Source organism: Methylocella sp. (assembly GCA_037200525.1).
In the GTDB taxonomy this organism is placed as follows: Bacteria; Pseudomonadota; Alphaproteobacteria; order Rhizobiales; family Beijerinckiaceae; genus Methylocapsa.
This window is the reverse complement of record JBBCGG010000001.1, coordinates 565,613-591,279: the sequence shown is the minus strand read 5'-3', so window position 1 is coordinate 591,279 and position 25,667 is coordinate 565,613. Positions and strand designations below refer to the sequence as shown.

Here is a 25,667-nt window from a genome sequence, read left to right as displayed (position 1 = left end):
GGAAATGTTCAAAAAAGTTCTCATCGCCAACCGGGGAGAAATCGCCGGACGGGTCATCCGCACATTGCGACGGATGAACATTTCCTCCGTCGCCGTCTATTCGGACGCGGATCGTTTCTCGCCAACCGTTCTTTCGGCCGATGAATCGATCCGGCTGGGAGCGTCTCCGGCCGCGCAGAGCTATCTCAATATCGATGCTGTTATTGCAGCGTGCGAAGAGAGCGGCGCCGAAGCGGTCCACCCCGGCTATGGTTTCCTCAGCGAGAATCCGGGCTTTGCCGAACGGCTGGCGGGAGCTGGCATAACGTTTATTGGGCCGCGCCCCGAGCATATGCGCTCATTCGGATTGAAACATACCGCACGCGAACTTGCGGCGCGCGCGAACGTTCCGCTATTGCCCGGCAGTGGCCTGCTTGACGACGCCGGTCGCGCGCTCGCGGAGGCGAAACGAATCGGCTATCCGGTGATGCTGAAGAGCACCGCCGGCGGCGGCGGCATCGGCATGCATCTCTGCCATGGGCCGGACGAACTCGCCGCGCGCTTCGAGACCGTGCGCAGGCTCGGCTCCAATAATTTCGGTGACAACCGCGTTTATCTAGAAAAATTCGTCGCGCACGCTCGCCATGTGGAAGTGCAGATCTTTGGCGATGGCGAAGGCGGCGTAGTGGCGCTTGGCGAACGCGATTGTTCGCTGCAACGGCGCAACCAAAAGGTCATAGAGGAAACGCCGGCCCCCGGCCTCAGCGAGGAGAGCCGCTCGGCTCTGCGCGAGGCCGCCATTTCTCTCGGGCAGGCCGTCTCATATGAGTCAGCAGGCACCGTTGAATTCGTTTATGACGCCGAGGCGCATCAGTTCTATTTCCTTGAGGTCAATACAAGACTGCAAGTCGAACATTGCGTCACGGAGGCGACGTTCGGAGTCGATCTCGTCGAATGGATGATTTTGCAGGCGGCTGGGGAATTCACGCTTCCGGCGCAGTCCAGTCTGAAGCCAAAAGGCGCCGCGATCGAAGCGCGCATCTATGCGGAAGATCCATCGAAGGACTTTCGCCCCAGCACCGGGCTTTTGACCCGCGTGAAATTTGCGCAGGGCGTCCGGGTTGATGGCTGGATCGAGACAGGGGTCGAGGTCTCGCCGTACTATGATCCGCTGCTGGCTAAGGTCATCGCGCATGGGGACACGCGCGAGGAGGCGATCGAGCGGCTCTCGCGCGCCCTGAACGAAAGCGAAATCTGGGGCATCGAGAGCAATCTTGGTTATTTGTCCGCCGTTCTCGACCTTGCGCCATTCCGCAAAGGCGAGATGGTCACCAAGACGCTGAGCGAGTTCGCTTATATTCCGCGCACCATTGACGTCCTTGCGCCCGGAACCCTTTCCAGCGTTCAGGACTGGCCGGGCCGCCTCGGCTATTGGCACGTTGGCGCGCCGCCAAGCGGTCCAATGGACGACCATCATTTTCGGCTGGCCAATACGGTCGTCGGCAACCCCGAAGGCGCGGCGGCGCTTGAACTCACATTGCGCGGGCCAACGCTCCGGTTCAACCTTGATGCGATCATAGCGCTGAGCGGCGCCAGGATGACCGCCTTCTTGGATGGCGCGTCGGTTCCTTGTAATGAACCGGTCAACGTCTTGCGGGGGCAAGTCCTGACGCTGGGAGCAATCGAAGGGCCTGGCAACAGAACCTATCTCGCGATCCGCAACGGCGTCGATGCGCCGCTCTATCTGGGATCGCGGGCGACTTTCACGCTCGGCAAGTTTGGCGGCCATGCCGCCGGAGCGTTGCGAACGGGGGATGTCCTTCGCATCGCAGCAACGGGCTCGGCGTCTGCTCCAAAGCGCGTCGCCGAAGACCCATTTAAACTTACCCACGACTGGACGATCGACGTTCTCTATGGCCCGCATGGCGCGCCCGACTTCTTCCAAAATGAAGACATCGCTGAGCTTTTCGCGAGCGAATATGAGGTGCACTATAATAGCGCGCGCACGGGCGTTCGGCTGATCGGGCCAAAGCCGCGCTGGGCGCGCGCGGACGGCGGCGAAGCGGGGCTGCATCCCTCAAATATTCACGATAACGCCTATGCCATCGGCGCGCTCGACTTCACGGGCGACATGCCGATCATTTTGGGGCCGGACGGGCCGAGCCTTGGCGGATTCGTCTGCCCCGTGGTCATCGTGAAGGACGAACTCTGGAAGACGGGCCAGTTGCGGCCGGGCGATAAGGTCCGCTTTCGTCTGGCGCCTCTCCCCTCAATCTCGGGAGCGCCTGCGCGCGCGCTCGGGAGCCCCATTTTGCATCGCAACGACGATGGCCCGACTTCCGTCTGCTATCGCCGGGCAGGCGACAGCTACCTTCTGATCGAATACGGGCCGATCGTTCTGGATCTCGCGCTGCGGATGCGGGTCCATTTGCTGCACCAGGCCGTGCTGCAAGCGAAGCTGCCCGGCATCATCGATCTGACGCCGGGCATTCGGTCGCTGCAAATCCACTACGACAACACCGTGCAGCCGTTGACGCGCCTCCTCGATCAGATGATCAGGCTAGAGCAGACGCTGCCTTCGGTCGATGAAGTCGAGATAGAAAGCCGCATCGTCCATTTGCCGCTGTCGTGGAACGATGAGCAAGCCCAGCTCGCGATGAGAAAATATCAGGAGCTGGTCCGCCCGGACGCGCCTTGGTGCCCTTCAAATATCGAGTTCATCCGCCGCATCAATGGTCTCGGCTCGATCGAAGAGGTCCGCGAGATCGTCTTTGACGCCAGCTATTTGGTGCTGGGATTGGGCGACGTTTATCTCGGGGCTCCGGTCGCGACGCCAATCGATCCGCGCCATCGATTAGTCACCACCAAATATAATCCGGCGCGAACCTGGACGCCGGAGAACGCCGTCGGGATCGGAGGCGCCTATCTTTGCGTCTATGGCATGGAAGGCCCTGGCGGCTACCAGCTCGTTGGCCGCACCATCCAGATGTGGAACAGCTGGCGGACAACCGATGCATTCGAGGCGGGATCGCCCTGGCTGCTGCGCTTCTTTGACCAGATCCGCTTCTATCCGGTCAGCGGCGAGGAATTGGCGGATGCGCGGGAATCTTTTCCCCATGGCCGCTATCCGCTGAAGATCGAACCAACCACCTTCAGCCTGAAAAAATACAACGCTTTCCTCGCGCAGAATGCGGAATCCATCGCCAAGGCTCAAACCCGGCAGCGTGCGGCCTTTGACGAAGAACGGCGGCGCTGGGCGGAGCAGGGGCTCGATCTTTTCGTCGCGGATGACGTTGTCGAAGCGTCATCTGATGCAATCTTGCCGGTCGATGCGATCGCTATCGAAGCGCCGATGCCTGGGAACGTCTGGAAAGTCGAGGCGGCGATCGGCGACATTGTGGCCGCCGGCCAGACATTGGTCATTCTCGAATCCATGAAGATGGAAATCTCGGTTGCGGCGCCGGCCGCCGGCCGCATAGTGGAAGTCACTTGTCAGGCCGGGCGCCCGGTGCAAAATGGACAGCGCCTAGCCGTGCTCCAGATCGAGGATCAACGATGATTCCGCAAATGCTGCAAATCGAAACGCTTCGCAGCGGCTATCGCGAAGGGCGCTTTACGCCGCAACAAATTGCCCTGGAGGCGTTGAAGCGGATCGACGCCTATGATGCGAGCGTCTGGATCTACCGGCTTTCCGAGAGCGATATATTGAACCGCGCGCGCGAGCTGAGCGAGGACCCCGACGCGCGAGAGCGTTTGCCGCTCTATGGCGTTCCTTTCGCGATCAAAGATAATATAGACGTCGCGGGTTTGCCGACGACTGCGGCTTGTCCCGCCTTTTCATACACGCCGGACAAGAGCGCAACTGTCGTCGAAAAGCTGTTGGCCGCCGGGGCCATATTGATCGGCAAGACCAATTTGGACCAGTTCGCCACGGGACTGGTCGGAACGCGGTCTCCTTATGGCGCTCCGCGCAGCGTTTTCGATCGTCGCTACATATCGGGCGGATCAAGTTCGGGGTCCGCCGTCGCAGTCGCCGCAGGGTTGGTTTCGTTTTCTCTTGGCACCGACACGGCGGGTTCGGGGCGCGTTCCGGCGGCTTTCAACAATCTCATCGGTCTGAAGCCGACTAAAGGCCGCATCAGCGCGGCTGGGGTGGTTCCGGCCTGTCGTTCTCTGGATTGCGTCAGCATCTTCGCCGCCTCCGCCGCGGACGCCCGCGCGGTTCTGACCATCGCGGAGGGTTTTGATGAGGCGGACCCTTATTCCCGGCCCTCCAAGACGGCGAGTCTACCGACAGATCAGTTCCGCTTCGGCGTCTTGAGGCAGGAAGACCGGGAATTTTTCGGCGATCATGAGGCAGCCGGGCTATATGACGCGGCGATCAACCGGTTGAAAGCTCTTGGCGGGACTGCGGTCGAAATCGAGTATCGACCCTTTCGCGAAGCCGCGGCTCTGGTCTATGACGGCCCGTGGGTGGCGGAGCGTCTCGCGGCCATCGACCGCTTCTTCGCCGCTCATGCGGAAGCAATGGATCCGCAAGTTCGCCAGATCATCGGCAAGGCGGTCAATCTTTCCGCGGCGGATGCGTACAAGGGCGAATACAGGCTGCGGACGATTGCGCGAGAGGCCGCGCGTCAATGGTCGAATTTCGATCTGATGCTGCTGCCGACCGCGCCAACCACTTTCACGGTGGAGCAAATTGCGGAGAACCCGATCGTCAATAACAGCCGGCTCGGCCTTTACACCAATTTCGTCAACCTGCTTGATTACGCCGCGATCGCCGTACCCGCCGGCTTTCGCGCGGCAAGCCGGCTCCCTTTCGGCGTCAGCCTGATCGGACCGGCCTTTTGCGATTTCGATCTCGCGACCATCGGAGAGCGGCTCCATCAAGCGCTCGGCGAAGGGGTTGGCCGCACGGCGGGGCAATCGCCCGAACTCCCGGCCTCACCCCTTGCGTCGGTCGCCGGGCCAAGCCCGGATATCGCTCCAGGCAATAGAATCGTCATCGCTGTCGCTGGCGCACATCTTTCTGGGTTGCCGCTCAATCGCGAACTGACGGATCTTGGAGCGACCTTCGTCAAGCGTACAAAAACGGCGCCATTCTATCGGCTCGTCGCCCTGACCGGAACGACGCCGCCAAAGCCCGGTCTCGTCCGCGCTCCTGGCTTTGAGGGGACCGGCATAGAGATCGAGCTGTGGTCGCTGACGTCTGAAAATTTCGGCCGCTTCGTCGCCGCGATCCCGCCGCCGATGGGAATCGGCAAGATTACTTTGGCCGATGGCGGCGTCGTTCCCGGCTTCCTGTGCGAAGCATTTGCTTTAGAAGGCGGCCGCGACATTTCGGCCTTGGGAAGTTGGCGCGCCTATCTCGCGCAGGGGAAAGCTTCGATGGCGAAGGCTTGATCCACGTTGGTTCGGCTCGGCGAACCATGACCATCGTTACGCAAGGCGCGGCTCTTGACAGCGTTCAAGGATCGCTTGTCGGTGTGCGCCCAGGCCTCGCCATAAGAGCACGTTGACGACGGCAGTTATGTCTACTATTCTCGACATATGGACAATGAACGCGCTATTCTCACCCTCGCCGCCCTCGCGCAAGCAACGCGGTTAGACGTATTTCGACTGCTCGTCGAACATGAACCTGAAGGTTTGCCGGCTGGCGAACTTGCTCGCTTGTTGGCGGTCCCACACAATACGATGTCTACGCATCTGGCGATCCTTTCCCGCGCCGGTCTCGTGGATGGCGCGCGGCATAGCCGGTCGATCATTTATCGAGCCAATCTCGCCGGTCTCCGCGACGTGATGCTCTTTCTGGTCAAGGACTGCTGTGGCGGGCGCCCTGAGCTGTGCGCCCCGTTGATCGCCAATCTGAAGTCGCGCTGTCCTCCGACAGTGATCGCACATGAGTAGTCAGATTTTCGACGCACAGAACGGTTACGCTTGCAGCGGCAAAAACCGGCTATCGCCAATTTACGATCTGCCGCGTCGCTTGGCTGCTGAATTGCTTGGCGTCGCATTTTTGGTCGCGACAATTGTGGGCTCCGGCGTAATGGCTGAAGCCATGACACAAGACGCGGCGCTCATGCTACTTTGCAACGCTTTAGCGACAGGCGCGATGCTGGTGGTGCTCATCACCACCCTCGGACCAATCTCGGGCGCGCATTTCAATCCGGCGGTCTCCCTGGTCTTCGCCCTCAAACGCGATCTTGGTTGGCGCGAAGCCGCGCTCTATTCCGCGGCGCAGCTCAGCGGCGGCTTGATCGGCGCGATGACGGCGCACCTGATGTTTGCTTTGCCTATCCTCGAGGCATCGCTGAAGATCCGCACCGGAGGGGCGCAATGGTTCGCCGAGTGGGTTGCAAGCTTCGGCCTGATCGCCACGATCCTCGCCGGGATTCGCTTCGAGCAGAAATCCGTTCCGTGGTTGGTCGGGCTCTACATTACCGCGGCTTACTGGTTCACCGCTTCCACGTCGTTCGCCAACCCGGCCGTGGCCATTGCGCGCGCTTTCACCAACACCTTCTCCGGCATACGGCCGCTCGATGCGCCGGGCTTTATCGCCGCTGAACTTGTCGGCGCGGCCTGCGGCCTCCTATTGATGAATTGGCTGTTGCACACCCCGGCGGACACCATCCCGTCGCTTAACTCAGAGGCGCGACTATGACGATCACCATCTATCACAATCCGGCGTGCGGCACGTCGCGCAATGCGCTCGCCATGATCCGGCAAAGCGGCGAAGAGCCAGTCGTGATTGAATATCTTAAAACGCCGCCAAGTCGCGGGCGGCTGGTCGAACTAATTCAGGCGATGGAGGTCTCCGTGCGGCAGCTGCTGCGCGAGAAGGGGACGTCCTACGCGGAGCTTGGACTAGCTGATCCCAAATGGACAGACAACGAGCTGATTGACTTGATGGTCGAGCATCCAATCTTGATCAATCGGCCGATCGTCGAAACGCCAAAAGGCGTCCGGCTGTGTCGTCCCTCAGAGGCGGTGCTCGATCTCCTGCCGGACCCGGGCATTGGCCCCTTTGTCAAGGAAGACGGGGAGGGCGTCATCGACCCGCAGGGCCGCCGCATTGTTTGACCTGTCTGATCTGCCGAACCTGCGGGGCGCCGCTTTTGAGCTCCCCAATCTCACCGCGCTGCAGCCACAGCCAGCGACGCATCGCCCACGCATTCTCCTACTTTATGGATCGCTGCGCGAAAAATCTTTCAGCCGCTTTCTGACGCTAGAAGCCGCCCGGCTGCTCCAAGCCTTGGGCGCCGAAACCAGCATCTTTAACCCGAGCGGCCTGCCTCTGCCTGACGATGCGCCCAACGATCACCCCAAGATCAACGAATTGCGGGAGCTGTCGACGTGGTCCGAAGGGCAGGTCTGGTGCAGTCCCGAGCGCCATGGAAGCATGACCGGAGTCATAAAAGCGCAAATTGATTGGATACCGCTCTCGATTGGTGCGGTGCGGCCGACGCAAGGCAAAACGCTGGCGGTGATGCAGGTCAGCGGCGGCTCGCAATCATTCAACGCGGTCAATCAGCTGCGTGTGCTTGGCCGCTGGATGCGCATGATCACGATCCCCAACCAGTCCTCCGTCGCCAAAGCCTATGAGCAATTCGATGATGCCGGCCGGATGAAGCCTTCGGCCTATTACGACCGCGTCGTCGACGTGATGGAAGAATTGCTGAAATTTACGCTGCTGACCCGTGGAGCCTCCGCCTACCTCACGAGCCGATATAGCGAGCGCAAGGACGACGCGGACAAGCTCGCTGGTTTGGCGCTAAAAGCCATGTCATAGCAGGACAACTTTTCTTCGCCGCGGCAGCCACCCGCGCGACGAAGACCTGGAGAGCGTCAATGAACGGAGGCAAAGCTCGCTTCGGAGCCGCTCAGCCGAAAAATTCGGCGGACGGGCGCCGCTCGCAGCCGGGCTCCCCCGCCGAGGTGTTTCGCGCCTTCCTCAAGCTCGGCCTGACATCGTTCGGCGGCCCGATCGCGCATATTGGCTATTTTCGAAACGAATTGGTGATCCGCCGCAAATGGCTCAGCGACACCGCCTATGCGGATCTTGTGGCGCTCTGCCAATTTTTGCCAGGCCCCGCATCAAGCAAGGTTGGCTTTTCTCTGGGCGTTCTACGGGGCAATGGCATCTTAGGCGGGCTCGCCGCCTGGTTCGCCTTTACCCTTCCGTCCGCGATCATCCTCTTTGCTTTCGCGCTCACCGCAGCGGCGTTCAAGGGACCTGTCGCGGGAGGCATCCTGCATGGCCTAAAGCTCGTCGCTGTCGCGGTGGTCGCGCAAGCCGTCTTTGGCATGGCAAGAACGCTAACGCCGGATCGAATGCGCGCGGCGATCGCGCTGACGGCAATCGCGATCGTGACTTTGTTCGGTGGATCGCTGGCGCAAATTGGGGCGATCGTCCTCGGGGCGCTCCTCGGTCTCCGGTTTTGCAAGCAAAATGGCGAAACCCTGTCCGGCGGCGCGCGATTTCCAATATCGCGAGGCGGCGGCTTCGCAGCGCTTGCGCTGTTTGGAATAATTTTTCTCGTCCCCTCGATCATTGCGAGCGCGACCGGCAATCAAGGCGTCGCGCTGTTTAGCGCCTTCTATCATTCAGGCGCGCTGGTGTTCGGCGGAGGCCATGTCGTGCTGCCCTTGCTTCAGGCACAGGTGGTTCAGCCGGGATGGGTTAGCGACGAAGCCTTTCTCGCTGGCTATGGCTTGGCGCAGGCTGTTCCTGGCCCCTTGTTCACCTTTGCCGCCTATCTCGGCGCAGTGGCGCGGCCGCCCCCCAATGGACTCGCCGGATCGGCGATAGCGCTAGCCGCCATATTCCTGCCGGGGCTTCTACTTGTCTACGGCGCGCTGCCGTTCTGGGATGCTTTGCGCGCCCGCCCCGCGGCGCAGGCCGCCATGCGCGGTGCGAACGCTGCCGTCGTCGGCATTCTTGCCGCTGCGTTATACAGCCCGGTGTGGACGGGCGCCGTTCTGACGCAACGCGATCTCCTGCTCGCGCTGACCGGTTTCCTGCTGCTCACGGTCTGGAAGATGCCGCCGTGGATCGTCGTTGCTCTTCTGGCTATCGCCGGCGCCGTTGCGGCTTCCACTTCGTAGTTCAACCTTGGCGGCGGCTGCGTTTCGGCGTTTGCCTAACCTGTGGCGCCATATAGGATCGGCTTTGAGCGCCGGTCTACGCAAACCGATGCGGTTCCGATCCCTTCAGAGGACCGGTGCAGCGAGAGGCAAAAGCGCAGGAGAGTTGCATGATTGAGTTCACCCGCCGCAAGCTCAACGCATTGGCCCTGATCCTGACGTTTGCGGCGGCGGGACTCGCGTCAGCCGCGGTCGCAGAAGAATCAAACGCCAAGCCGGTTGTCGTCTTCGCAGCCGCGAGCATGAAGACCGCGCTCGACGCCGTTGCCGAGCCGTGGGCGGCCGCTGGCGGCAAGGCTCCCACGATCGTCTATGGATCGTCCGCCGTCCTCGCCAAACAGATCGAGCAGGGCGCGCCCGCTGACGTCTTTATCTCCGCAGACCTCACCTGGATGGATTATCTCGACAAGGCCAAGTTCATCCGGCCGGGAACGCGGCGCAATTTGCTCGGCAATGCGCTAGTTCTGATCGAGCCGGCCGATTCAAGCGTCGATCTCAAAATAGCGTCCGGCTTCGATCTCGCCGGGGCGACGGGCGACGGCAAGATTGCGGTCTGCACCATCGATTCATGCCCGGGCGGCATTTACGCCAAGCAGGCGCTGCAAACGCTGGGGGTCTGGGACAAGGTCGAGTCAAAGCTCGCGCAGGCTGATAACATTCGCAACGCGCTGAACCTCGTCGCGCGCGGCGAGGCCCGTTTCGGGATTGTTTACGCAACCGACGCCAAGGCCGAACCCAAGGTGAAAATCGTCGATACCTTCCCCGAGTCGAGCCATAGCCCAATCATCTATCCTGTCGCTCTTGTCGCTGATTCGAAGAATCCTGACGCCGTTCGCTTCGCGGCGTTTCTGGCGTCGCAGGCGGCGACCAAGATTTTCCTCGCGCAGGGTTTCACAATTCTGTCGAAGTGAGCCTTCGCCAGAAAATCGGAGAACGCCAGGGTGCTGGACTTATCGCCCGCTGAATGGACCGCGATCTGGCTCTCCCTGCGGATCGCAGTTGTCGCGACGATCGTCAGCCTGCCGTTCGGCATTTTCACCGCCTTTGCGCTCGCCCGCTGGCGATTTCCAGGCAAGACGCTGCTGAACGGCCTCGTTCATCTGCCTTTGGTGCTGCCCCCCGTCGTCACGGGGTTCATCCTTCTCATCCTGCTCGGACGCAAAGGCGTCTTCGGCGCCTTTCTCGCCGACATCGGCATTGTTCTGTCGTTTCGCTGGACCGGCGCAGCGGTCGCCTGCGCGGTGATGGGGTTTCCTCTGATGGTTCGCGCAATGCGGCTATCGTTCGAGGCGATCGACCGGCGGTTGGAGCTGGCGGGCGGCACTTTGGGCGCAAACCAAATCTGGACGTTCTTTCTGATCAGTCTGCCGCTCGCCATCCCCGGCATCGTCGTCGGCGCTATTCTGGCTTTCGCCAAGGCGCTCGGCGAATTTGGCGCGACGATCACTTTCGTCTCGAACATCCCTGGCGAAACGCAGACCATCTCCGCCGCGATCTACACCTATACGCAAGTGCCGGGCGGCGACGCCGGGGCCATGCGCTTGACCGCGGTGGCGATCGTAATCGCCCTATGTGCGCTCATCGCCTCGGAAGTTATTCAGCGCTGGGCGGAAAAACGATTGGCGAATTTCGAATGATCGACGTCGACGTCGCCCTCAAGCTCGGGACTTTCGATCTCGACGTCGCTTTTAAGAATGGCCATGGCGTCACCGCGCTGTTCGGGCAATCTGGCTCCGGCAAATCGGTGATGCTCAATCTCATCGGTGGGCTCCTTCGACCCGACCGCGGCTATATCAAGCTCGAAGATGAGACGCTCGTCGACACGCAGCGCGGCGTTTTCATCCCGATGCATCGCCGCCGCATTGGCCTTGTCTTTCAGGATTCAAATCTCTTTCCGCATATGAGCGTGAAGCAGAACCTGCTGTTTGGGCGCTGGTTCGCGCCGCGCCACGCGCGCGAGATCGAATTTGATGCGGTGATCGAAATCCTGGGGATCGGCCCCTTGCTCCCGCGCCGTCCCGCGCGTCTTTCCGGGGGCGAGCGGCAGCGGGTGGCGATTGGGCGGGCGCTGCTCTCCTGTCCAAAACTTCTTTTGTTCGATGAACCGTTGGCGGCGCTCGACATGGAGCGCAAGCTCGAAATCCTGCCGCTGATCGAGCATGTGCGCGACGAATTCAAGGTTCCAATCGTCTATGTCTCGCATGCGATCGACGAGGTCGTGCGGCTGGCCGTCTGCATCGTCTTGCTCGAGAATGGCCGCGTAAAGGCTGTCGGCTCTCCCGGCGAGGTTTTCGGCGCGTCCGCGACGCACATGATGGAAGACCGCTTCGACCGCTCTTCAGTGTTGACGGCGAAAGTCAGCGGCGAAAACGCAGCCTATGGCTTAACGGAGCTGAAGCTTCCATCGGGAACCATCTGGCTCGCGGGTCCCGCCGGTCCACGCGGGGGAACCGCGCGGATCATCGTCAAGGCGACGGATGTTGTGCTTTCGCTCGATCCGCCTCGCCATCTCAGCGTCCGCAGCGCTCTGTCAGGCCGGGTCGGTAAAATCATAAAAAATGGCCCGCTCGCCATGGTCGAGATCGCTTTGGACGGAGATGGCAACCTATTCGCTATGGCGACCAACCATGCGCTCGACGAACTTGGCCTCAAGGAGGGGGCCGCCGTTTTTGCCTTGATCAAGACGGCGGCTCTCGACGAGCGGAAAGTCGCCGCTTCGCCGCCCGCCTAGAGCTCGGCCTTAGAAAGCCGCATTGGCCACGCGCGGGCCATCAGAACATAGAGCACGGCCCCAATCAGCAGCGTCGCGGAAGCAATGGCGAGCGACAGCGCAAAACCTTGCGCGTGACTCGAGCTTTGGGCCAGAAGGGCCGCTGTCATGGGCGGCCCCGCGATCTGGCCAAGGCCGTAGGAAGCGGTGAGCAAACCCATGAACCTCGCCGCATGATGCGGCCGAAGCCGGCGGATCTCCTGCATTGCGAGAAAGCTGATAACGTTGAATGGGGAGCCCACAAGGAGGCTGCCGAGCACGAAGCCGAGCGACGTCGGCAGATACAGCGTCAAGCCTATGCCGATGGCTTGACAGACGTAACAAATGGCGAGCGTGAGGCGCGGATCGATCCGCGTCGGTATGCGCGTCGCCAGCAAAGCCCCCCCGACGACGCCGACGCCGAAGATAGGCCAGAACAGGTAGAGCCAAACGGAGCCGGGGAGCGCCGTGCGCGCGATAACCGGCAAAAACGTCGCCGTGATGATGTAGCCAAAACCCGCAAGTCCATAGGTGAAGGTAAAGACCGCCATTTCCCGCGAACCGCCGGTGATCGGGGCCGCGCCGGCCTCAGCCTCCGAGCTGGCGACGGCGACGCCGCGCGGGGAGACATCCGGGCCTCTAAACACAGGCCAGACCAATGCGCTAAGGATGGTCACTAAAACTCCGAGCGCCAACCAGCCGCTGGCGGCGGTCCAGTTGTCGGCCATCATGCCGAACGACGCGAGCCCGGAAGCCGCAATGCCCGCGCCAGGCCCCGTATAGATTGCCCCGCCCAAGGCGGGCGCGCCAAGCGCCGACAATCGAGCGAGGCACCAACCGGAGGTGAACACGAAAACGACGGCGCTGGCGATTCCTGCAAGAAAGCGCAGAACGATCCAGAGCCAAGGGATATGCAAGGCCATGCCTAAGGTCAGCGCGGCCGTCGCCGCCATTCCCCAGCGGATCAAGGCCGAGCTCGGCCAAAGGCGCGGCAACGCCATGCAAAGCAGAGCGCCAATCATGTAACCGGCATAATTGGCCGTCGCCAGCCAACTTCCGAAGTTGAGATCAACGATGCCGTCGCGCAGCATCAGGGGCAGGAGCGGCGTGAAGGCGAACCTGCCGACGCCAATCGCGACCGCCATGGAAACGGCGCCCGCGACGACAATGCTCGCTCGGGATTGCGAGCGGGGTTTCACGGTCTCGATCGGCATATCAGCGGAAACTGTCATTTGATTGAACCATCCAGAGCGAGGTCGACATGGACATCTTCCATACGCTTAGGACGCAATTTGCATACACGGACGAAAGAGGTTGGGCAATGCCTGGATTCCAGGGGTCCGGGCTCGCGGGTTCGGCGGCGCGAAACGATGGAATCATCTTCGAGATGAAGGTTTGCCTTCTCTCAAGATGAGGGGCGCATTTCCAAAGGGCTTTTGCCAGCTTATTTTGATTCTTCGCGCGATTAGCCGAAGAAAAGCCCGGCACGGAATCTGCCTATTCCGTGCCGGGAGTCATCGCGTTCGGGTGTGCTCCGCCCCGGTGGGAGCGCGCGATTGGTCTAAAACCATGCTACTTGTCGCGTATGGGCCTGTATTGCTTGCTATTAGGCTCCATCTGCAAGCCAATGTTAAGTTCTCTAAGACAAAATGCAATAACAACAAATCTATTTTAAGTTGGACTAATCTATTTTAACCTACATATTATCCAGTATAATATGGAAAACTGCCTCAATGCCTGGGAATTTATCGACCTGACTTGCGAAAAAAGCGCCATTCGCCACGGTGGCGGCCCGAAAGTGAGCGACTCTAGCGGCGGCAGCGCCGCAGCGCTTCGAATGGCCGCCCACCTGCCCCGCCAGAGCTTCACGGCAAATTGAAGCGGCGACGTTCCCCGCTCACTCTCCGCGCAACCCCATGCGGCATAGCTCCATTTGACATCAGCTCCTGCTCCTAAGAGAAGGACGGCATCACGAGAAGCTGCGTCGCGCCGCAGCGATCGCCTCCGCCTTTGCCGGTCTCCTCGCGGGCAGACTCAAGAAAGGACGAATATATGCGTATTCTCGTAGTCGGAGCCGGCGCAATCGGCGGCTATTTCGGCGGACGATTGTTGGAGGCCGGCCGCGACGTCACTTTCCTCGTCCGCGCGAGGCGCGCAGCCCAGCTGGCCAAAACCGGGCTCGTCATCAAAAGCGCGCTCGGCGACCTCGATTTGCCTCAGCCGCCGACGATCTCTGCAGAGGCGCTGCACGAGCCGTTCGACCTCATCCTGCTCAGCTGCAAAGCCTACGACCTCGCAGGGGCGATCGCTTCTTTTGTGCCCGCCGTCGGCCCCAGCACAGCGATCCTTCCCTTGCTCAACGGCATTCGCCATCTCGATGCGCTCGACGCGCGTTTCGGGGCCAGCCGCGTGCTCGGCGGACTCTGTGCGATCTCGACAGCGCTCGATTCTGAAGGGCGGATCGCGCATTTCGGTAAATTGCAGGATCTCGTGTTCGGCGCACGCGATGGCTCTCAATCGAAACAGATGAAGTCGATCGCGGACGTCCTGTCGAATGCCGGCTTCACGGCGCGACTGAGCGACAACATCCTGCACGATATGTGGGAGAAATGGACGTTCATTGCGGCGGCGGCCGGCATTACCTGCCTGATGCGCGGCGCGGCGGGCGATATCGTCGCCGCCGAAGCCGCAAATCTCGCCACGTCGCTGCTCGATGAATGCACGGCGATCGCAGCGGCGAACGGCTTTCCGCCGCGAGAGGTCTGGCTGGAGCGCGGGCGAACCGTGCTGACGACGCCGGGATCAGAATTCACCGCCTCGATGCTGAAAGACATCGAACGCGGCGCGCCGATCGAGGCGGACCAGATCGTCGGCGATCTTTTGCGGAGGAGTCGCGGCGACGACGCTCGATCCCTGCTGCGCATTGCCTTTGCCCATTTGGAGACCTATGAGGCCCGCCGCCGGCGTGAGGCGGCCGGCAAGGCGTCGCTGTCTGAGGAAGCGCTGAAAGCTCAAACATCAGCAATGGGATAGCCGCCAAGGCGCCCTCCCCAGGTTCTTCACCTTTGGTTTCAACGCATAATCCTGTCCGAAAACTCCGTAAATTTTCGGGATCATGCGCTGCGGTTCATGGAGAAATTTTATGGAAATAGCATTTCTGGGATTAGGCGGGATGGGCGGCGCGATGGCGCGCAATCTCATCAAACATGGACACAAGGTGATTGTGTGGAATCGGAGTTCGGAGCCCGCCCGAGCCATTGCGGCGGAAGGCGCCGAGGTCGCCGATACGCCGGCGGAGGCGGCGAGCCGGGCTGAGATAGCGATCACCATGCTCGCCGATGACCAAGCCGTCGAGGCCGTAGCGCTCGGCGACAACGGCATCGCCAAGGGGCTGGCGAAAGGGGCCGCCCATGTCTCGATGAGCACGATCTCGGTGGCGCTGTCGGAGCGTCTCGCTTTTGCTCATACCCAACGCTGTCAGCGTTTTGTCGCCGCGCCGGTGTTCGGTCGGCCGGAGGCCGCGGCGGCGGCCAAGCTCTTCATCGCTGCGGCCGGGGCGCCCGATGTGATCGAAAAGATCCGTCCGGCGCTAGATGCGATGGGTCAGCGCACCTTCGTCATCGGCGATACGCCCGCGCAGGCGAATCTTTTGAAGCTCACCGGCAATTTTCTCATCACCTGCGTCATCGAAAGCCTCGCCGAGGCCTTTGCTCTGACCGCCAAAGGGGGGGTTGAGACCGCGAAGGTCAACGAGTTTCTGACCGAAACGCTGTTCGCGGCGCCGGTCTACAAGACCTATGGCAGCCTGATCCTCGAAGGCAAGTTCTCGCCCCCCGGCTTCAAGATGGCTCTTGGACAGAAGGACAATCGTCTGGTCCAGCAGGCTGCGGAAACTCTCGAAGTGCCGCTGCCCTTCGCCGCCATCGTGCGGGACCGTTTTCTCGCGGCGCTGGCCAATGGCGATCGCGACCTCGACTGGTCTGCCATCGCCAAACGCGCCGCCGAGGACGCGGGGTTTGATCAGGACTGACGAGACGAGCCGCACGGCTATTGCGTCTTCAGCCCGCGATCTATTGCGCGAGCCGAGATTGCGCGCAGCCGTTCCTCGCCAGGATGGCCCCAATCTCGCTTGCCGGAATTGGCGGACTGAAGAAATAGCCTTGCATCTCCGTGCAGCCCTCGTTGCGCAGCCATTCGAGCTGTTCGTTGGTCTCGACGCCTTCGGCCGTCGTCGACATGCCAAGGCTCGCTCCAAGACTGGCGACAGCCCGGACGATCGCGCTGCAATCGCGGCTCGTCGGCAGCTCGCGGATGAAGGACCGGTCGATCTTGATTTTGTCGAAAGGAAAGGCGCGCAAGTTGCGGAAGCTGGAATAGCCGGTTCCGAAATCATCCATCGAAACGCTGACCCCAAGGCCGCGCAGGCGCCGCAAGGTTGCGAGATTGGCGGGGCTTTCGGCCAAAAGAACGGACTCGGTGATCTCAAGATCAAGACGCGAAGGGGGCAGCCCGGCCCCCGCAAGGGCGGTCCCAACCACATGCGTCAGGTCTCCGCTCTGGAATTGAACGGACGACACATTGACCGAGACTTTCAAATCGTCCGGCCACGCAGAGGCCTCTGCGCAGGCTTGTCGAAGCGCCCATTCGCCGAGCGTCGCAATGAGCCCAGTCTCTTCCGAAAAAGCGATGAATTCGGCGGGCGGTACGAGGCCGCGCAAAGGATGGCGCCAACGCAACAAAGCCTCAAAGCCGGTGATGGCTCTGATAATAAAGCTCGAATTCACCAGTCTTGAGCGCGCGGCGCAAATCCTCCTCCAGCGAGCAGCCGTCGCTGTCCCCGACTTCGTAAATCTTCGTCTCGGTGGTCGCCTGCGCCGTCATCTCGACCTCCTCACCTGCCTCAGGCAGAAATGCCAGACGGACGTTGCGTTTAGCTTTTATCACTCATTCAATGTTTATGTTGTCCTTGTCGAAAATCTTACTTCCCCGCTTATCCCTCGCAGTCCCCTCCGCGCGATTTGCGACGAGGGAGTTTAGGACGAGACAGGAACGCGGCGCCGTCGCGGCTCGGGCGGCGCGCCTATCGCGGTCGACTTTCCACTCTTGTACAGACGAGAGCTTTACTGCATTATCGCTTTCGGGACCTTGAAATTGCATATAATATCGTAGCTGTAGGAATTATTCTAAAATAGACTAGTGCATCAGCTCGTCCCTTATGCGAATAGGGTCAGCGATTTTCATCCCATTCGCCTTACGCCAAATTTAAATATCAAGCGAGGAGTCCGCAACAATGAAGGGTGACGACAGAGTCATCGACTATCTCAATCGCAGCTTGCGCAGCGAATTGACGGCGATCAATCAATATTGGCTTCATTTTCGTATCCTCGACAACTGGGGATTCAAGGATCTAGCCAAGCAATGGCGAGAAGAATCCATTGAGGAAATGCGGCACGCTGATAAACTCACGGCGCGCATTCTTTTCCTCGAAGGATTTCCGAACATGCAAGTCCTGGATCCATTGCGGATTGGACAAACAGTCGAAGAAATTCTTACTTGCGATCTCGCTGCTGAACTTGGCGCGCGCGCACTTTATACTGAAGCGGCCGAATACGCCATTACAGTTCATGACCGCGTCACCAAAGAATTATATGATGAACTCTTAATCGATGAAGAGCATCATATTGATTTTCTTGAAACACAGCTCGAACTGATCAAGCAAGTCGGCATTCAGCTTTATAGCCAGAAGCACATCGGCAAGCTTTCCGAAGACCTTTAGACGCGACGTTCAAGCAATTAATCTACGCTTCAATAGCGCGGCGAACGACCTCCGCCGCGCTATTTTCATTCGAGAAGACTCCGCAATGCCTGCGCCTCCCGCGCTGGCGGGGAACAGACTCCGCCCGAGCAAACGAAGGCCGCCGCCTCCCCTGCAAGCTCCGCTTGCGCTTTGGCCGGATGACCCGCTGGAATCTCCTCCGGCCTATCAATGTCCATAACGATCCGATCAGTGAACGGCGCCGCCAGCGCGGCCTCATAAAGAGCGAGGCGCCGCGGCCCCGCCGTCACAATTTCCTTGATGTGCAGCCGCATGTCGAGGGCGTTCAAAATGCCGGCGTGGCCGACAAAGCTCGTCCGCACAGACGCGGCGACAGCGTCGAACAGAGCGTCGGCGCGCCGCAGCCACCGGTCATCACCGCTCAGCCCCGCGAGGCGGATCAGTGCGGACAGAAACACCGGATGAGCGTTGAGGATCGCATCGTCAGCGGTCGGCGCGAGCCGCAGGATGACATCGCTTGCGTCGGTCGCAGCCATGCACAAAAGGCCGCTCGCGCTGTCGACGTGATAGGTCTCCAGCGCCTCGGCCCAACCAATCGCGTCCGCCAGATAATCGCGATGGAGCCGCGCCGCGAGCCCCGGCAGATTGCGCGCCTCGTGCAACGCCAGCGCGGCGCGCATCATCGCGGCGTGATCGAGCGCGAGGCCAGGCGTCACCAAAACGCCGGCGCGCCAGCTATGCCCCAACCGCTTGTTGCCCTGCGGATCGACATATTGCATCGTCGAGATAATGAAATCATAAGCGCGGGCGGCCAACGCGATCCATTGCGGCTCGCGCAAAAGCGTCGCCGCATTGACCAGCGCGGCGATCATCAAGCCGTTCCAATCCGCCATGATCTTATCGTCGAGACCGGGGTGGACGCGCTTTTCGCGAGCCTCGAATAGCATTTGTCGCAGCGTTGTAAGCCGCGCCTCATCTTCCGCGCTCGAGCGTTGCGACTTCAGGCGGTTCAGGATCGTGACAGTGTGGCCAAGATGTTCGTCGGTCCAATTGCCGTCCGGCGAAGCGTCGTAAAATTTGCCAAGAAAACGGGCGTCTTCCTCGCCGAGAACCGACGCGAGCTCGCTCCAGGTCCAGACGTAGAATTTCCCTTCGACGCCCTCACTATCGGCGTCGAGGCTGGCGCAGAAAGCCCCGCCGGCATTGGTCATCTCGCGCTCCAGCCAGCCGACGGTCTCCCGCGCCCTCACGCGGAACAAATCGTCGCCGAACTCGACGCAGCAAAGGGCCAGGAATTCGAGGATCTGCGCGTTGTCATAAAGCATTTTTTCAAAATGCGGCACGAGCCAGCGCTCATCCGTCGAATAGCGGGCATAGCCGCCGCCGAGATGATCATATATCCCGCCCTCCGACATATGCGCGAGCGTCAGGCGTACGGATTCGCGATATGTATGCTTCCTAAGCCGCCCTTCGGCGCGCCAGAGAAGCTCCAGAATCGGCGTATTTGGAAATTTGGGCGCCCCGCGCAGGCCGCCATTGATCGGGTCGATGGCATTGACGAGTTGCGGCGCAAGATTGGTCAATTGTTCGGCCGCGAGTTGAAAGCCCCCGGCATTGGGCGCGAGTTTTGACAATTCTTTGCGGATGGCCTGGGCGTTATGCGCGATCCGCTGCGGCTCGGCGCGAAAAGCTTGGGCGACGGATTGCAGCACGCTCACGAAGGCGGGCCGTCCATATTGATCGCCCTTGGGGAAATAGGTTCCGCCCCAGAACGGCTCGCCTTTTGGCGTGAGAAACATCGTCAGCGGCCAGCCGCCGCGTTCGCCGAAAGCCTGAAGCGATTGCATATAGATATGATCAATATCCGGCCGCTCTTCGCGATCGACCTTGATATTCACGAAGAGTTCGTTCATCACCGCCGCGGTGTTCTGATCTTCAAAGCTCTCATGGGCCATAACATGGCACCAGTGGCAGGCGGCATAGCCAACGGATAGAAGAATCGGCTTGTTGAGGTCCTGAGCCTCCTGCAAAGCCGCTGGCGTCCACATCCGCCAATGCACGGGGTTGTGCGCGTGCTGCAGCAGATAAGGACTTGCGGCTCGGCTGAGTTCATTGCCTGACATCGTTTTCATCTTCTTTCCGCAGCGTTTTTCGACGGGTCGCAAATTCCTTAGAGAAGATCATACATCAAAACAAACAGATAAGACGCATAGTCAGAGCATTCGCGCGATTGACTGCAGCGCGAGGAGCAGGATCTTGATGAGCAGGGAAAACGCCGAAACCGTCGGCGGGATGAGGGCCGAAACGATCTTCGCCATCGCCTCGGGCGCGGGCCGCGCCGCGATCGCGGTGGTGCGGATCTCCGGGCCGGCGACGCGCGATATCGTCAAGACCATTGCTGGCAGGGTCCCAGCGCCGCGCGTTGCAACCCTTGCAACGCTCCGGGATGGCGCGACTGGAGAAGCGCTCGATCAAGGCATTGCGATGTTTTTTCCCGCACCGCGCAGTTTTACTGGCGAAGATTGCGCCGAGTTTCATATCCACGGCGGCCGGGCGGTTGTCTCCGCCTTGATCGCGGCGATCGGACGCCTCAACGGAGTCCGCGCCGCCGAGCCTGGTGAATTCACCCGGCGCGCCTTATTAAACGGCAAAATGGATCTGGCGCAAGTCGAAGGGCTCGCCGATCTGATCGACGCCGAAACCGAATGGCAGCGCCGCCAGGCCTTGCGCCAAATGAAGGGACGTCTCAGCCAGCAAGCGGCGATCTGGCGCAAAGCCCTGCTTGAGGCCTCAGCCCTCGTTGAAGCGGAAATCGATTTTTCCGACGAGGGCGACGTTCCCGAGGCGACCAGCCGCCGTGTCCGCAGTCTGCTTCGGCCGGTTCGTGACGGGTTGCGCTCCGAACTCAACGCAAGTCGCTCGGGCGAGCGCATTCGCGATGGACTCGTTATTGTTATCGCGGGTCCTCCGAATGCCGGAAAATCGACCCTGCTCAACGCGCTAGCGCGCCGCGATGTGGCGATTGTCTCAAAAGAGGCGGGCACGACGCGCGACGCGCTCGAGGTTCATCTTGACCTTAGCGGCTGCCCCGTAACTCTGATCGATACGGCGGGCCTGCGAGAAAGTGCCGACGCCGTCGAACAAATCGGCGTCGCCCGCGCTCTGCAGAAAGCGCAGCATGCCGACCTTATTCTTTGGCTGAGCGAAGCAGATCGGCCGGTCGCTCCCGACAAGCGGGTCGGGACAAGCGTAATTTGGCCAATCTTGACCAAATGCGATCTTTCCCCGACCGATACGCCCGCGCGCGAGGGCGAGATATACCTCAGCGCCGAAACGGGCCAAAACATGGGAGTCTTGCTGCAAAAACTTGCCGATTTCGCCAGCTCCATCACCGGCGATGGTTATGGGGGCTTGATTACGCAGGAGCGACATCGCCAATCATTCAATGCGGCGGCGGCGGCTTTGACGCGCATCCTGGACAATCTCGATTCGCCCGTCGAAATTATAGCCGAAGACTTGCGCGCGGCGCTTTTTGCCTTGCAGAGACTTACAGGCTTGGTTGATGTAGAAGATATTTTGGGCGAAATATTTTCGCGGTTCTGCATCGGAAAATAGGCCGCTCAACCTGTTTCACGTGAAACATTCAATGGAGATCGAGAGTCGATGCGCGGCGCCTTTGATGTGATCGTAGTCGGCGGCGGCCACGCCGGATGCGAGGCTGCGGCCGCAGCAGCGCGCATGGGAGCAAGGACTGCCCTCCTCACCCACGCCTCCGATACGATCGGAACGATGTCCTGTAATCCAGCAATCGGCGGCCTCGGCAAAGGTCATCTCGTGCGCGAAATCGACGCTCTCGATGGACTGATGGGCCGCGTCGCCGACGCTGCAGGGATCCAATTCCGGGTTCTGAACCGCGCAAAAGGTCCGGCCGTGCGCGGGCCCCGCGCGCAGGCGGATAGACGGCTTTATCGGAAAGCCATGCAAGCCGCGATTGCCGCAACTGAGAACCTTAAAGTAATCGAAGGCGAGGCCGCCGATATTTTGATCGAGAACGGCCGCGTCGCGGGACTGGTCACCACGGCCGGACAGGAAATTGCCTGCGGCGCGCTCATCATCACGACGGGCACTTTCCTGCGCGGCGTGATCCATAGAGGCAAAACGAAGATTCCAGCCGGCCGCATCGGTGAAAATCCCGCCGTCCGCCTTGGCGAAACGCTCGAAAGGCTTCAATTTCGCATGGGACGCCTGAAGACCGGGACGCCGCCGCGTCTCGACGGCGACACCATCGACTGGTCCGCTTTGGAACGCCAGAGCGCTGATGCTGAGCCCGAGCCATTTTCGTTCTTGACAGGGGCCATCGCCAATCCGCAAGTCGATTGCTTCATTACCCATACCACCCGCGAAGGTCACGCGCTCATTCTTGAGAATCTCGAGCACTCGCCCGTTTATTCCGGCGCGATCAGCGGCCGGGGCCCGCGCTATTGTCCTTCGATCGAAGATAAGGTGGTCCGCTTCGGCGATCGCGATGCTCACCAGATTTTTCTCGAACCCGAAGGTCTCGAAGACAAGACGATCTACCCCAACGGAATCTCGACTGCTCTGCCAGAAGAGATTCAGGATCGTTTTTTGCGCACGATTCCGGGGCTCGCCAAAGTCGCCATCCTGCAACCCGGCTATGCGATCGAATATGATTTCGTCGATCCGCGAGAATTGAAATCCAGCCTGGAAACGAAGCGACTGCCCGGTCTTTTTCTCGCCGGGCAAATCAATGGCACCACTGGTTATGAGGAGGCGGCGGCGCAGGGTCTTGTCGCCGGCTTGAACGCAGCCGCCCTGGCCGGCGGAGCGCCCGCCATCTCATTTCAGCGGTCCGAGGCCTATATCGGCGTCATGGTCGATGATTTAGTCAATCGCGGCGTGACTGAACCATATCGGATGTTCACGTCGCGCGCCGAATATCGCCTGTCTTTGCGCGCCGACAATGCCGACCAAAGACTGACCCGCCGCGGCATTGATATCGGCTGCGTCGGCCACGACCGGGTCCAGGCCTTTGCCGCTAAAGACGCCGCGCTCCTCCATGCGCGGAGCCTCTTGCAGCGCTTCAGTCTCAGTCCGAATGCGGCGGCGCGGCATGGCCTCAAAATCAATCATGACGGCCAACGTCGAACCGCCTTTGACATTCTTGGATTGCCGGATATCTCCATCGCGTCGATGCAGTCGATTTGGCCCGAGCTCGGGGACATAGATACAAAGATCGCCCAGCAAATCGAGATTGACGCCAAATACGCCGTCTATTTGGAACGTCAGACCAACGACATTGAGGCGGCGCGGCGCGATGAGGCGCTGACCATCCCGGACAATCTCGACTATTCACTTTTGCAAGGATTGTCGAATGAGATCCGCAGCCGGCTGGACATGATCCGGCCGCGCACGATGGGTCAGGCAAGCCGCATCGAAGGCATGACGCCCGCCGCCATGACTTTATTGGCTTCAAAAGTTCGCCGCGTCGGCCTCGGTTCATAGATTGACGCCCCGATCGCAACGACCTGACGCGCCAACGCGGCTCGAGGAGCTGGCCTCCTTGCATCGCTTGTTAGGACAGGCATCGCCAGAAACTCTTCGGCGGCTCTCCATCTACGAGGGGCTGCTCAAGAAATGGCAGCGCGTGATCAACCTCGTCGGCGAGGGCAGTCTTGAGGAAGTCTGGATCCGGCATTTCGCCGATTCGCTTCAGGTTTCGGACGCGGTGCCGCAGGCACGCTGCTGGCTGGATTTAGGTTCGGGCGGCGGTTTTCCCGGCATCGTGACCGCAATCCGCTATGCCGATAACCCGAACGCCCGCGTCCATCTCATCGAATCCGATCAACGCAAATGCGCTTTTCTCCGCGAAGTTTCACGTGAAACAGGCGCTCCCACCGTTATTCACTGCGCCCGAATCGAGACGGTCGTTCCAACTCTCGACGCCGCGATCGAAGCCGTCAGCGCTCGCGCCCTGGCGCCTTTGGACGCCTTGCTAGGGTACGCCCACAAATTCATTGAAAATGGAGCAGTTGGCGTATTTTCCAAGGGACAACAGGCTGAAGCTGAATTGACCGACTCATCCGCTGCGGCTAATTATTTGATTGAGACCTTGCAAAGCAAAACATCCGCAGCTGCTCGCCTCATTCTCGTCAGACGACGGCCTGATGCATGACTTGTGCGCGCTGCCTGTCTCGAAGCTCTTTTCGAGCTCTTTCGAGGAGTTGAAAGTGACGCCCACCTCCTCAGAGATGCGGGTTCTCGTTCTTGCCAATCAAAAAGGCGGCGTGGGAAAAACGACCACGGCGATCAACCTCGGCACCGCTCTTGCCGCCATTGGCGAAAAAGTCTTGATCATCGACCTCGATCCGCAGGGCAACGCCTCTACTGGGCTCGGAATTGAGCGTCGCAGCCGCCGTCTTTCAACCTATGATGTTATGATCGGCGATGAATCTCTGCGGGCGATCCTCCAGGCGACCGCCGTGCCCAGATTAACGGTAGCCCCTTCGACGCTTGATCTCCTCGGCGTCGAACTCGAGATTGCGGGGCGAAAAGATCGCGCCTATTGCCTCAAAAATGCGATCCAGATCTTCGCCGAGGAGCAGCGCGGCCTTCCCGAGACTGAACGATTCACCTATGTCCTGGTCGATTGCCCGCCTTCGCTCAACCTGCTCACCATGAACGCCATGACGGCGGCCCATAGCGTCCTCGTGCCTCTTCAATGCGAGTTTTTCGCCCTCGAAGGTTTATCGCAGCTTTTGGCTACGGTGGAGCAGGTGCGGACAACCCTAAACCCCGCATTAACCATACACGGCATTGTTCTTACTATGTTCGACTCCCGCAATAGTCTGGCGACGCAAGTCGTCGCCGATGTGCGCGGGTTCATGGGCGACAAAGTTTACGACACCGTCATTCCCCGCAATGTCCGCGTTTCGGAAGCCCCTTCGCATGGCAAGCCGGTGCTTCTCTACGATCTGAAATGCAGCGGCAGCCAAGCCTATTTGAAACTCGCTTCGGAAGTCATCCAGCGAGAACGCGTCTATCGCGCCGCCTGACCTCAATGGAGCGAAGCCCATGAAAGCATCCAAACCCGCGGAAGATATCCGGCCCCGTCTCGGGCGCGGCCTCGCCGCCTTGATCGGCGACAGCGAAGAGCCGGCGAACGCTTCCCCACGGCTTCGCAGCCAGAAGAAAATCCCCATCGAATTTCTTCGGCCCAATCCGCGCAATCCGCGCAAGTCGTTTGCTGAAGACGAGCTCGACGATCTTACCGCCTCGATCAAGGAAAAGGGCATTATCCAGCCAATTCTGGCGCGGCCGGCGCCGGGCGTCGTTGATGTCTATGAGATCATCGCCGGGGAACGCCGCTGGCGCGCCGCGCAACGGGCTGGTCTGCACGAAGTGCCAATTATTTCGATCGACGCCGATGATCAGCAAGCGCTCGAACTCGCCATCATCGAAAATGTGCAGCGCAGCGACCTTAACGCCTTGGAAGAAGCCTCCGGCTATGATCGCCTCAGCGCCGAATTCAACTATTCGCAGACGGACCTTGCTAAAGTCATTGGCAAGAGCCGTAGCCATGTCGCCAATACCTTGCGGCTTTTGAAGCTGCCCGAACGCTGCAAACAGCTGCTGGCGGAGGGTCATATTTCCGCGGGTCATGCGCGCGCGCTTCTTGGCTTCGCCGATCCTGACGGTCTCGCGGAGAGGATCGTCGCGGAAGGCCTGACCGTCCGCGACGTCGAGCGGATCGTTCAGGAAGAGACCGCAAAAGAGCTGGCGGATTCGAGCAGCGCAACCCAAAAGCGCGCGGCTAAGCCGAAGGATGCGGACACCAGAGCGCTGGAGAACTCCTTGACCACAGCGCTCGGCCTAAAGGTGAAGATCGCCAACAAGGGCGAGCGCGGCGAGCTGCGCGTCGCCTATACGACTCTCGAACAACTGGATGCGCTCTGCAACCGTCTGCGTGTGTCATAGAATATGATGCTGATTATGAATCAG

General features: G+C 60.4%; 21 protein-coding genes and 1 pseudogene. 19 read left to right on the top strand and 3 right to left on the bottom strand.

Going from position 1 to position 25,667, the window contains the following annotated elements:
• Positions 1–4: 4 nt before the first annotated feature.
• The 10 genes from WDN46_02740 (at position 5) to modC (ending at position 11,854) form a co-directional block, all read left to right on the top strand.
• Positions 5–3,538, top strand: a complete 3,534-nt coding sequence (locus tag WDN46_02740; GenBank protein MEJ0092368.1) for a 5-oxoprolinase/urea amidolyase family protein — start codon at positions 5–7, stop codon at positions 3,536–3,538.
• On the top strand, positions 3,535–5,382 hold the full coding sequence (gene atzF, locus WDN46_02735) for an allophanate hydrolase (GenBank protein MEJ0092367.1): 1,848 nt from the start codon (positions 3,535–3,537) through the stop codon (positions 5,380–5,382). The genes WDN46_02740 and atzF overlap by 4 nt, the downstream gene beginning before the upstream one ends.
• A 147-nt stretch (positions 5,383–5,529) precedes the next feature.
• Positions 5,530–5,886 (top strand): metalloregulator ArsR/SmtB family transcription factor, encoded by a 357-nt coding sequence (locus WDN46_02730; GenBank protein MEJ0092366.1) that lies wholly within the window; start codon positions 5,530–5,532, stop codon positions 5,884–5,886.
• The gene (locus WDN46_02725) at positions 5,879–6,640 is read left to right on the top strand and encodes an MIP/aquaporin family protein (GenBank protein ID MEJ0092365.1); all 762 of its coding nucleotides are present in this window, start codon (positions 5,879–5,881) and stop codon (positions 6,638–6,640) included. Before WDN46_02730 ends, WDN46_02725 begins: the two co-directional genes overlap by 8 nt.
• Entirely contained in the window at positions 6,637–7,059 is a 423-nt protein-coding gene (arsC, locus tag WDN46_02720) for an arsenate reductase (glutaredoxin) (protein ID MEJ0092364.1), read from the top strand. Before WDN46_02725 ends, arsC begins: the two co-directional genes overlap by 4 nt.
• Position 7,060: 1 nt before the next feature.
• Complete coding sequence (gene arsH, locus WDN46_02715) at positions 7,061–7,768, top strand: arsenical resistance protein ArsH (protein ID MEJ0092363.1); 708 nt, start codon at positions 7,061–7,063, stop codon at positions 7,766–7,768.
• A 59-nt stretch (positions 7,769–7,827) separates the two neighbouring features.
• Complete coding sequence (chrA, locus tag WDN46_02710) at positions 7,828–9,084, top strand: chromate efflux transporter (GenBank protein ID MEJ0092362.1); 1,257 nt, start codon at positions 7,828–7,830, stop codon at positions 9,082–9,084.
• Positions 9,085–9,233: 149 nt separating this feature from the next.
• Positions 9,234–10,034, top strand: a complete 801-nt coding sequence (modA, locus tag WDN46_02705) for a molybdate ABC transporter substrate-binding protein (protein ID MEJ0092361.1) — start codon at positions 9,234–9,236, stop codon at positions 10,032–10,034.
• 30 nt (positions 10,035–10,064) lie between these two features.
• Positions 10,065–10,760 (top strand): molybdate ABC transporter permease subunit, encoded by a 696-nt coding sequence (gene modB, locus WDN46_02700; protein ID MEJ0092360.1) that lies wholly within the window; start codon positions 10,065–10,067, stop codon positions 10,758–10,760.
• Entirely contained in the window at positions 10,757–11,854 is a 1,098-nt protein-coding gene (gene modC, locus WDN46_02695) for a molybdenum ABC transporter ATP-binding protein (protein ID MEJ0092359.1), read from the top strand. The genes modB and modC overlap by 4 nt, the downstream gene beginning before the upstream one ends.
• On the opposite strand, the gene WDN46_02690 is transcribed toward modC, so the two are convergent.
• On the bottom strand, positions 11,851–13,104 hold the full coding sequence (locus WDN46_02690; GenBank protein ID MEJ0092358.1) for a YbfB/YjiJ family MFS transporter: 1,254 nt from the start codon (positions 13,102–13,104) through the stop codon (positions 11,851–11,853). The genes modC and WDN46_02690 overlap by 4 nt on opposite strands.
• A gap of 485 nt (positions 13,105–13,589) precedes the next feature.
• Here WDN46_02690 and WDN46_02685 point away from each other — a divergent pair, with 485 nt between their 5' ends.
• From WDN46_02685 to WDN46_02675, 3 genes are all read left to right on the top strand, one after another.
• Positions 13,590–13,751 (top strand): hypothetical protein, encoded by a 162-nt coding sequence (locus WDN46_02685; GenBank protein MEJ0092357.1) that lies wholly within the window; start codon positions 13,590–13,592, stop codon positions 13,749–13,751.
• Between the two features lie 173 nt (positions 13,752–13,924).
• Positions 13,925–14,905, top strand: a complete 981-nt coding sequence (gene panE, locus WDN46_02680; GenBank protein MEJ0092356.1) for a 2-dehydropantoate 2-reductase — start codon at positions 13,925–13,927, stop codon at positions 14,903–14,905.
• Between the two features lie 109 nt (positions 14,906–15,014).
• Positions 15,015–15,902, top strand: coding sequence for an NAD(P)-dependent oxidoreductase (locus WDN46_02675; protein ID MEJ0092355.1), 888 nt, complete (start codon positions 15,015–15,017; stop codon positions 15,900–15,902).
• A 40-nt stretch (positions 15,903–15,942) separates the two neighbouring features.
• Here the strand turns inward: WDN46_02675 and WDN46_02670 are convergent.
• A pseudogene (locus WDN46_02670) lies at positions 15,943–16,690 on the bottom strand (EAL domain-containing protein).
• A gap of 472 nt (positions 16,691–17,162) precedes the next feature.
• Between WDN46_02670 and bfr the strand changes: the two are divergent.
• Positions 17,163–17,648: a bacterioferritin gene (gene bfr / locus WDN46_02665; GenBank protein ID MEJ0092354.1), complete on the top strand. Its 486-nt coding sequence runs from the start codon at positions 17,163–17,165 to the stop codon at positions 17,646–17,648.
• Positions 17,649–17,713: 65 nt separating this feature from the next.
• Here bfr and WDN46_02660 read toward each other — a convergent pair whose 3' ends face one another.
• Positions 17,714–19,780, bottom strand: coding sequence for a thioredoxin domain-containing protein (locus WDN46_02660; protein MEJ0092353.1), 2,067 nt, complete (start codon positions 19,778–19,780; stop codon positions 17,714–17,716).
• A 127-nt stretch (positions 19,781–19,907) separates the two neighbouring features.
• Here WDN46_02660 and mnmE point away from each other — a divergent pair, with 127 nt between their 5' ends.
• The 5 genes from mnmE to WDN46_02635 all read left to right on the top strand — a co-directional run bounded on the left by mnmE (position 19,908) and on the right by WDN46_02635 (position 25,643).
• Positions 19,908–21,263 carry a tRNA uridine-5-carboxymethylaminomethyl(34) synthesis GTPase MnmE gene (gene mnmE / locus WDN46_02655; protein ID MEJ0092352.1) on the top strand — a complete coding sequence of 452 codons (1,356 nt, stop codon included), beginning with the start codon at positions 19,908–19,910 and terminating at the stop codon, positions 21,261–21,263.
• Positions 21,264–21,311: 48 nt separating this feature from the next.
• Positions 21,312–23,171 carry a tRNA uridine-5-carboxymethylaminomethyl(34) synthesis enzyme MnmG gene (mnmG, locus tag WDN46_02650; protein ID MEJ0092351.1) on the top strand — a complete coding sequence of 620 codons (1,860 nt, stop codon included), beginning with the start codon at positions 21,312–21,314 and terminating at the stop codon, positions 23,169–23,171.
• A gap of 58 nt (positions 23,172–23,229) precedes the next feature.
• Positions 23,230–23,841, top strand: a complete 612-nt coding sequence (rsmG, locus tag WDN46_02645) for a 16S rRNA (guanine(527)-N(7))-methyltransferase RsmG (GenBank protein ID MEJ0092350.1) — start codon at positions 23,230–23,232, stop codon at positions 23,839–23,841.
• Between the two features lie 76 nt (positions 23,842–23,917).
• The gene (locus WDN46_02640; protein MEJ0092349.1) at positions 23,918–24,721 is read left to right on the top strand and encodes a ParA family protein; all 804 of its coding nucleotides are present in this window, start codon (positions 23,918–23,920) and stop codon (positions 24,719–24,721) included.
• Positions 24,722–24,740: 19 nt separating this feature from the next.
• On the top strand, positions 24,741–25,643 hold the full coding sequence (locus tag WDN46_02635) for a ParB/RepB/Spo0J family partition protein (protein ID MEJ0092348.1): 903 nt from the start codon (positions 24,741–24,743) through the stop codon (positions 25,641–25,643).
• Positions 25,644–25,667: the final 24 nt, after the last annotated feature.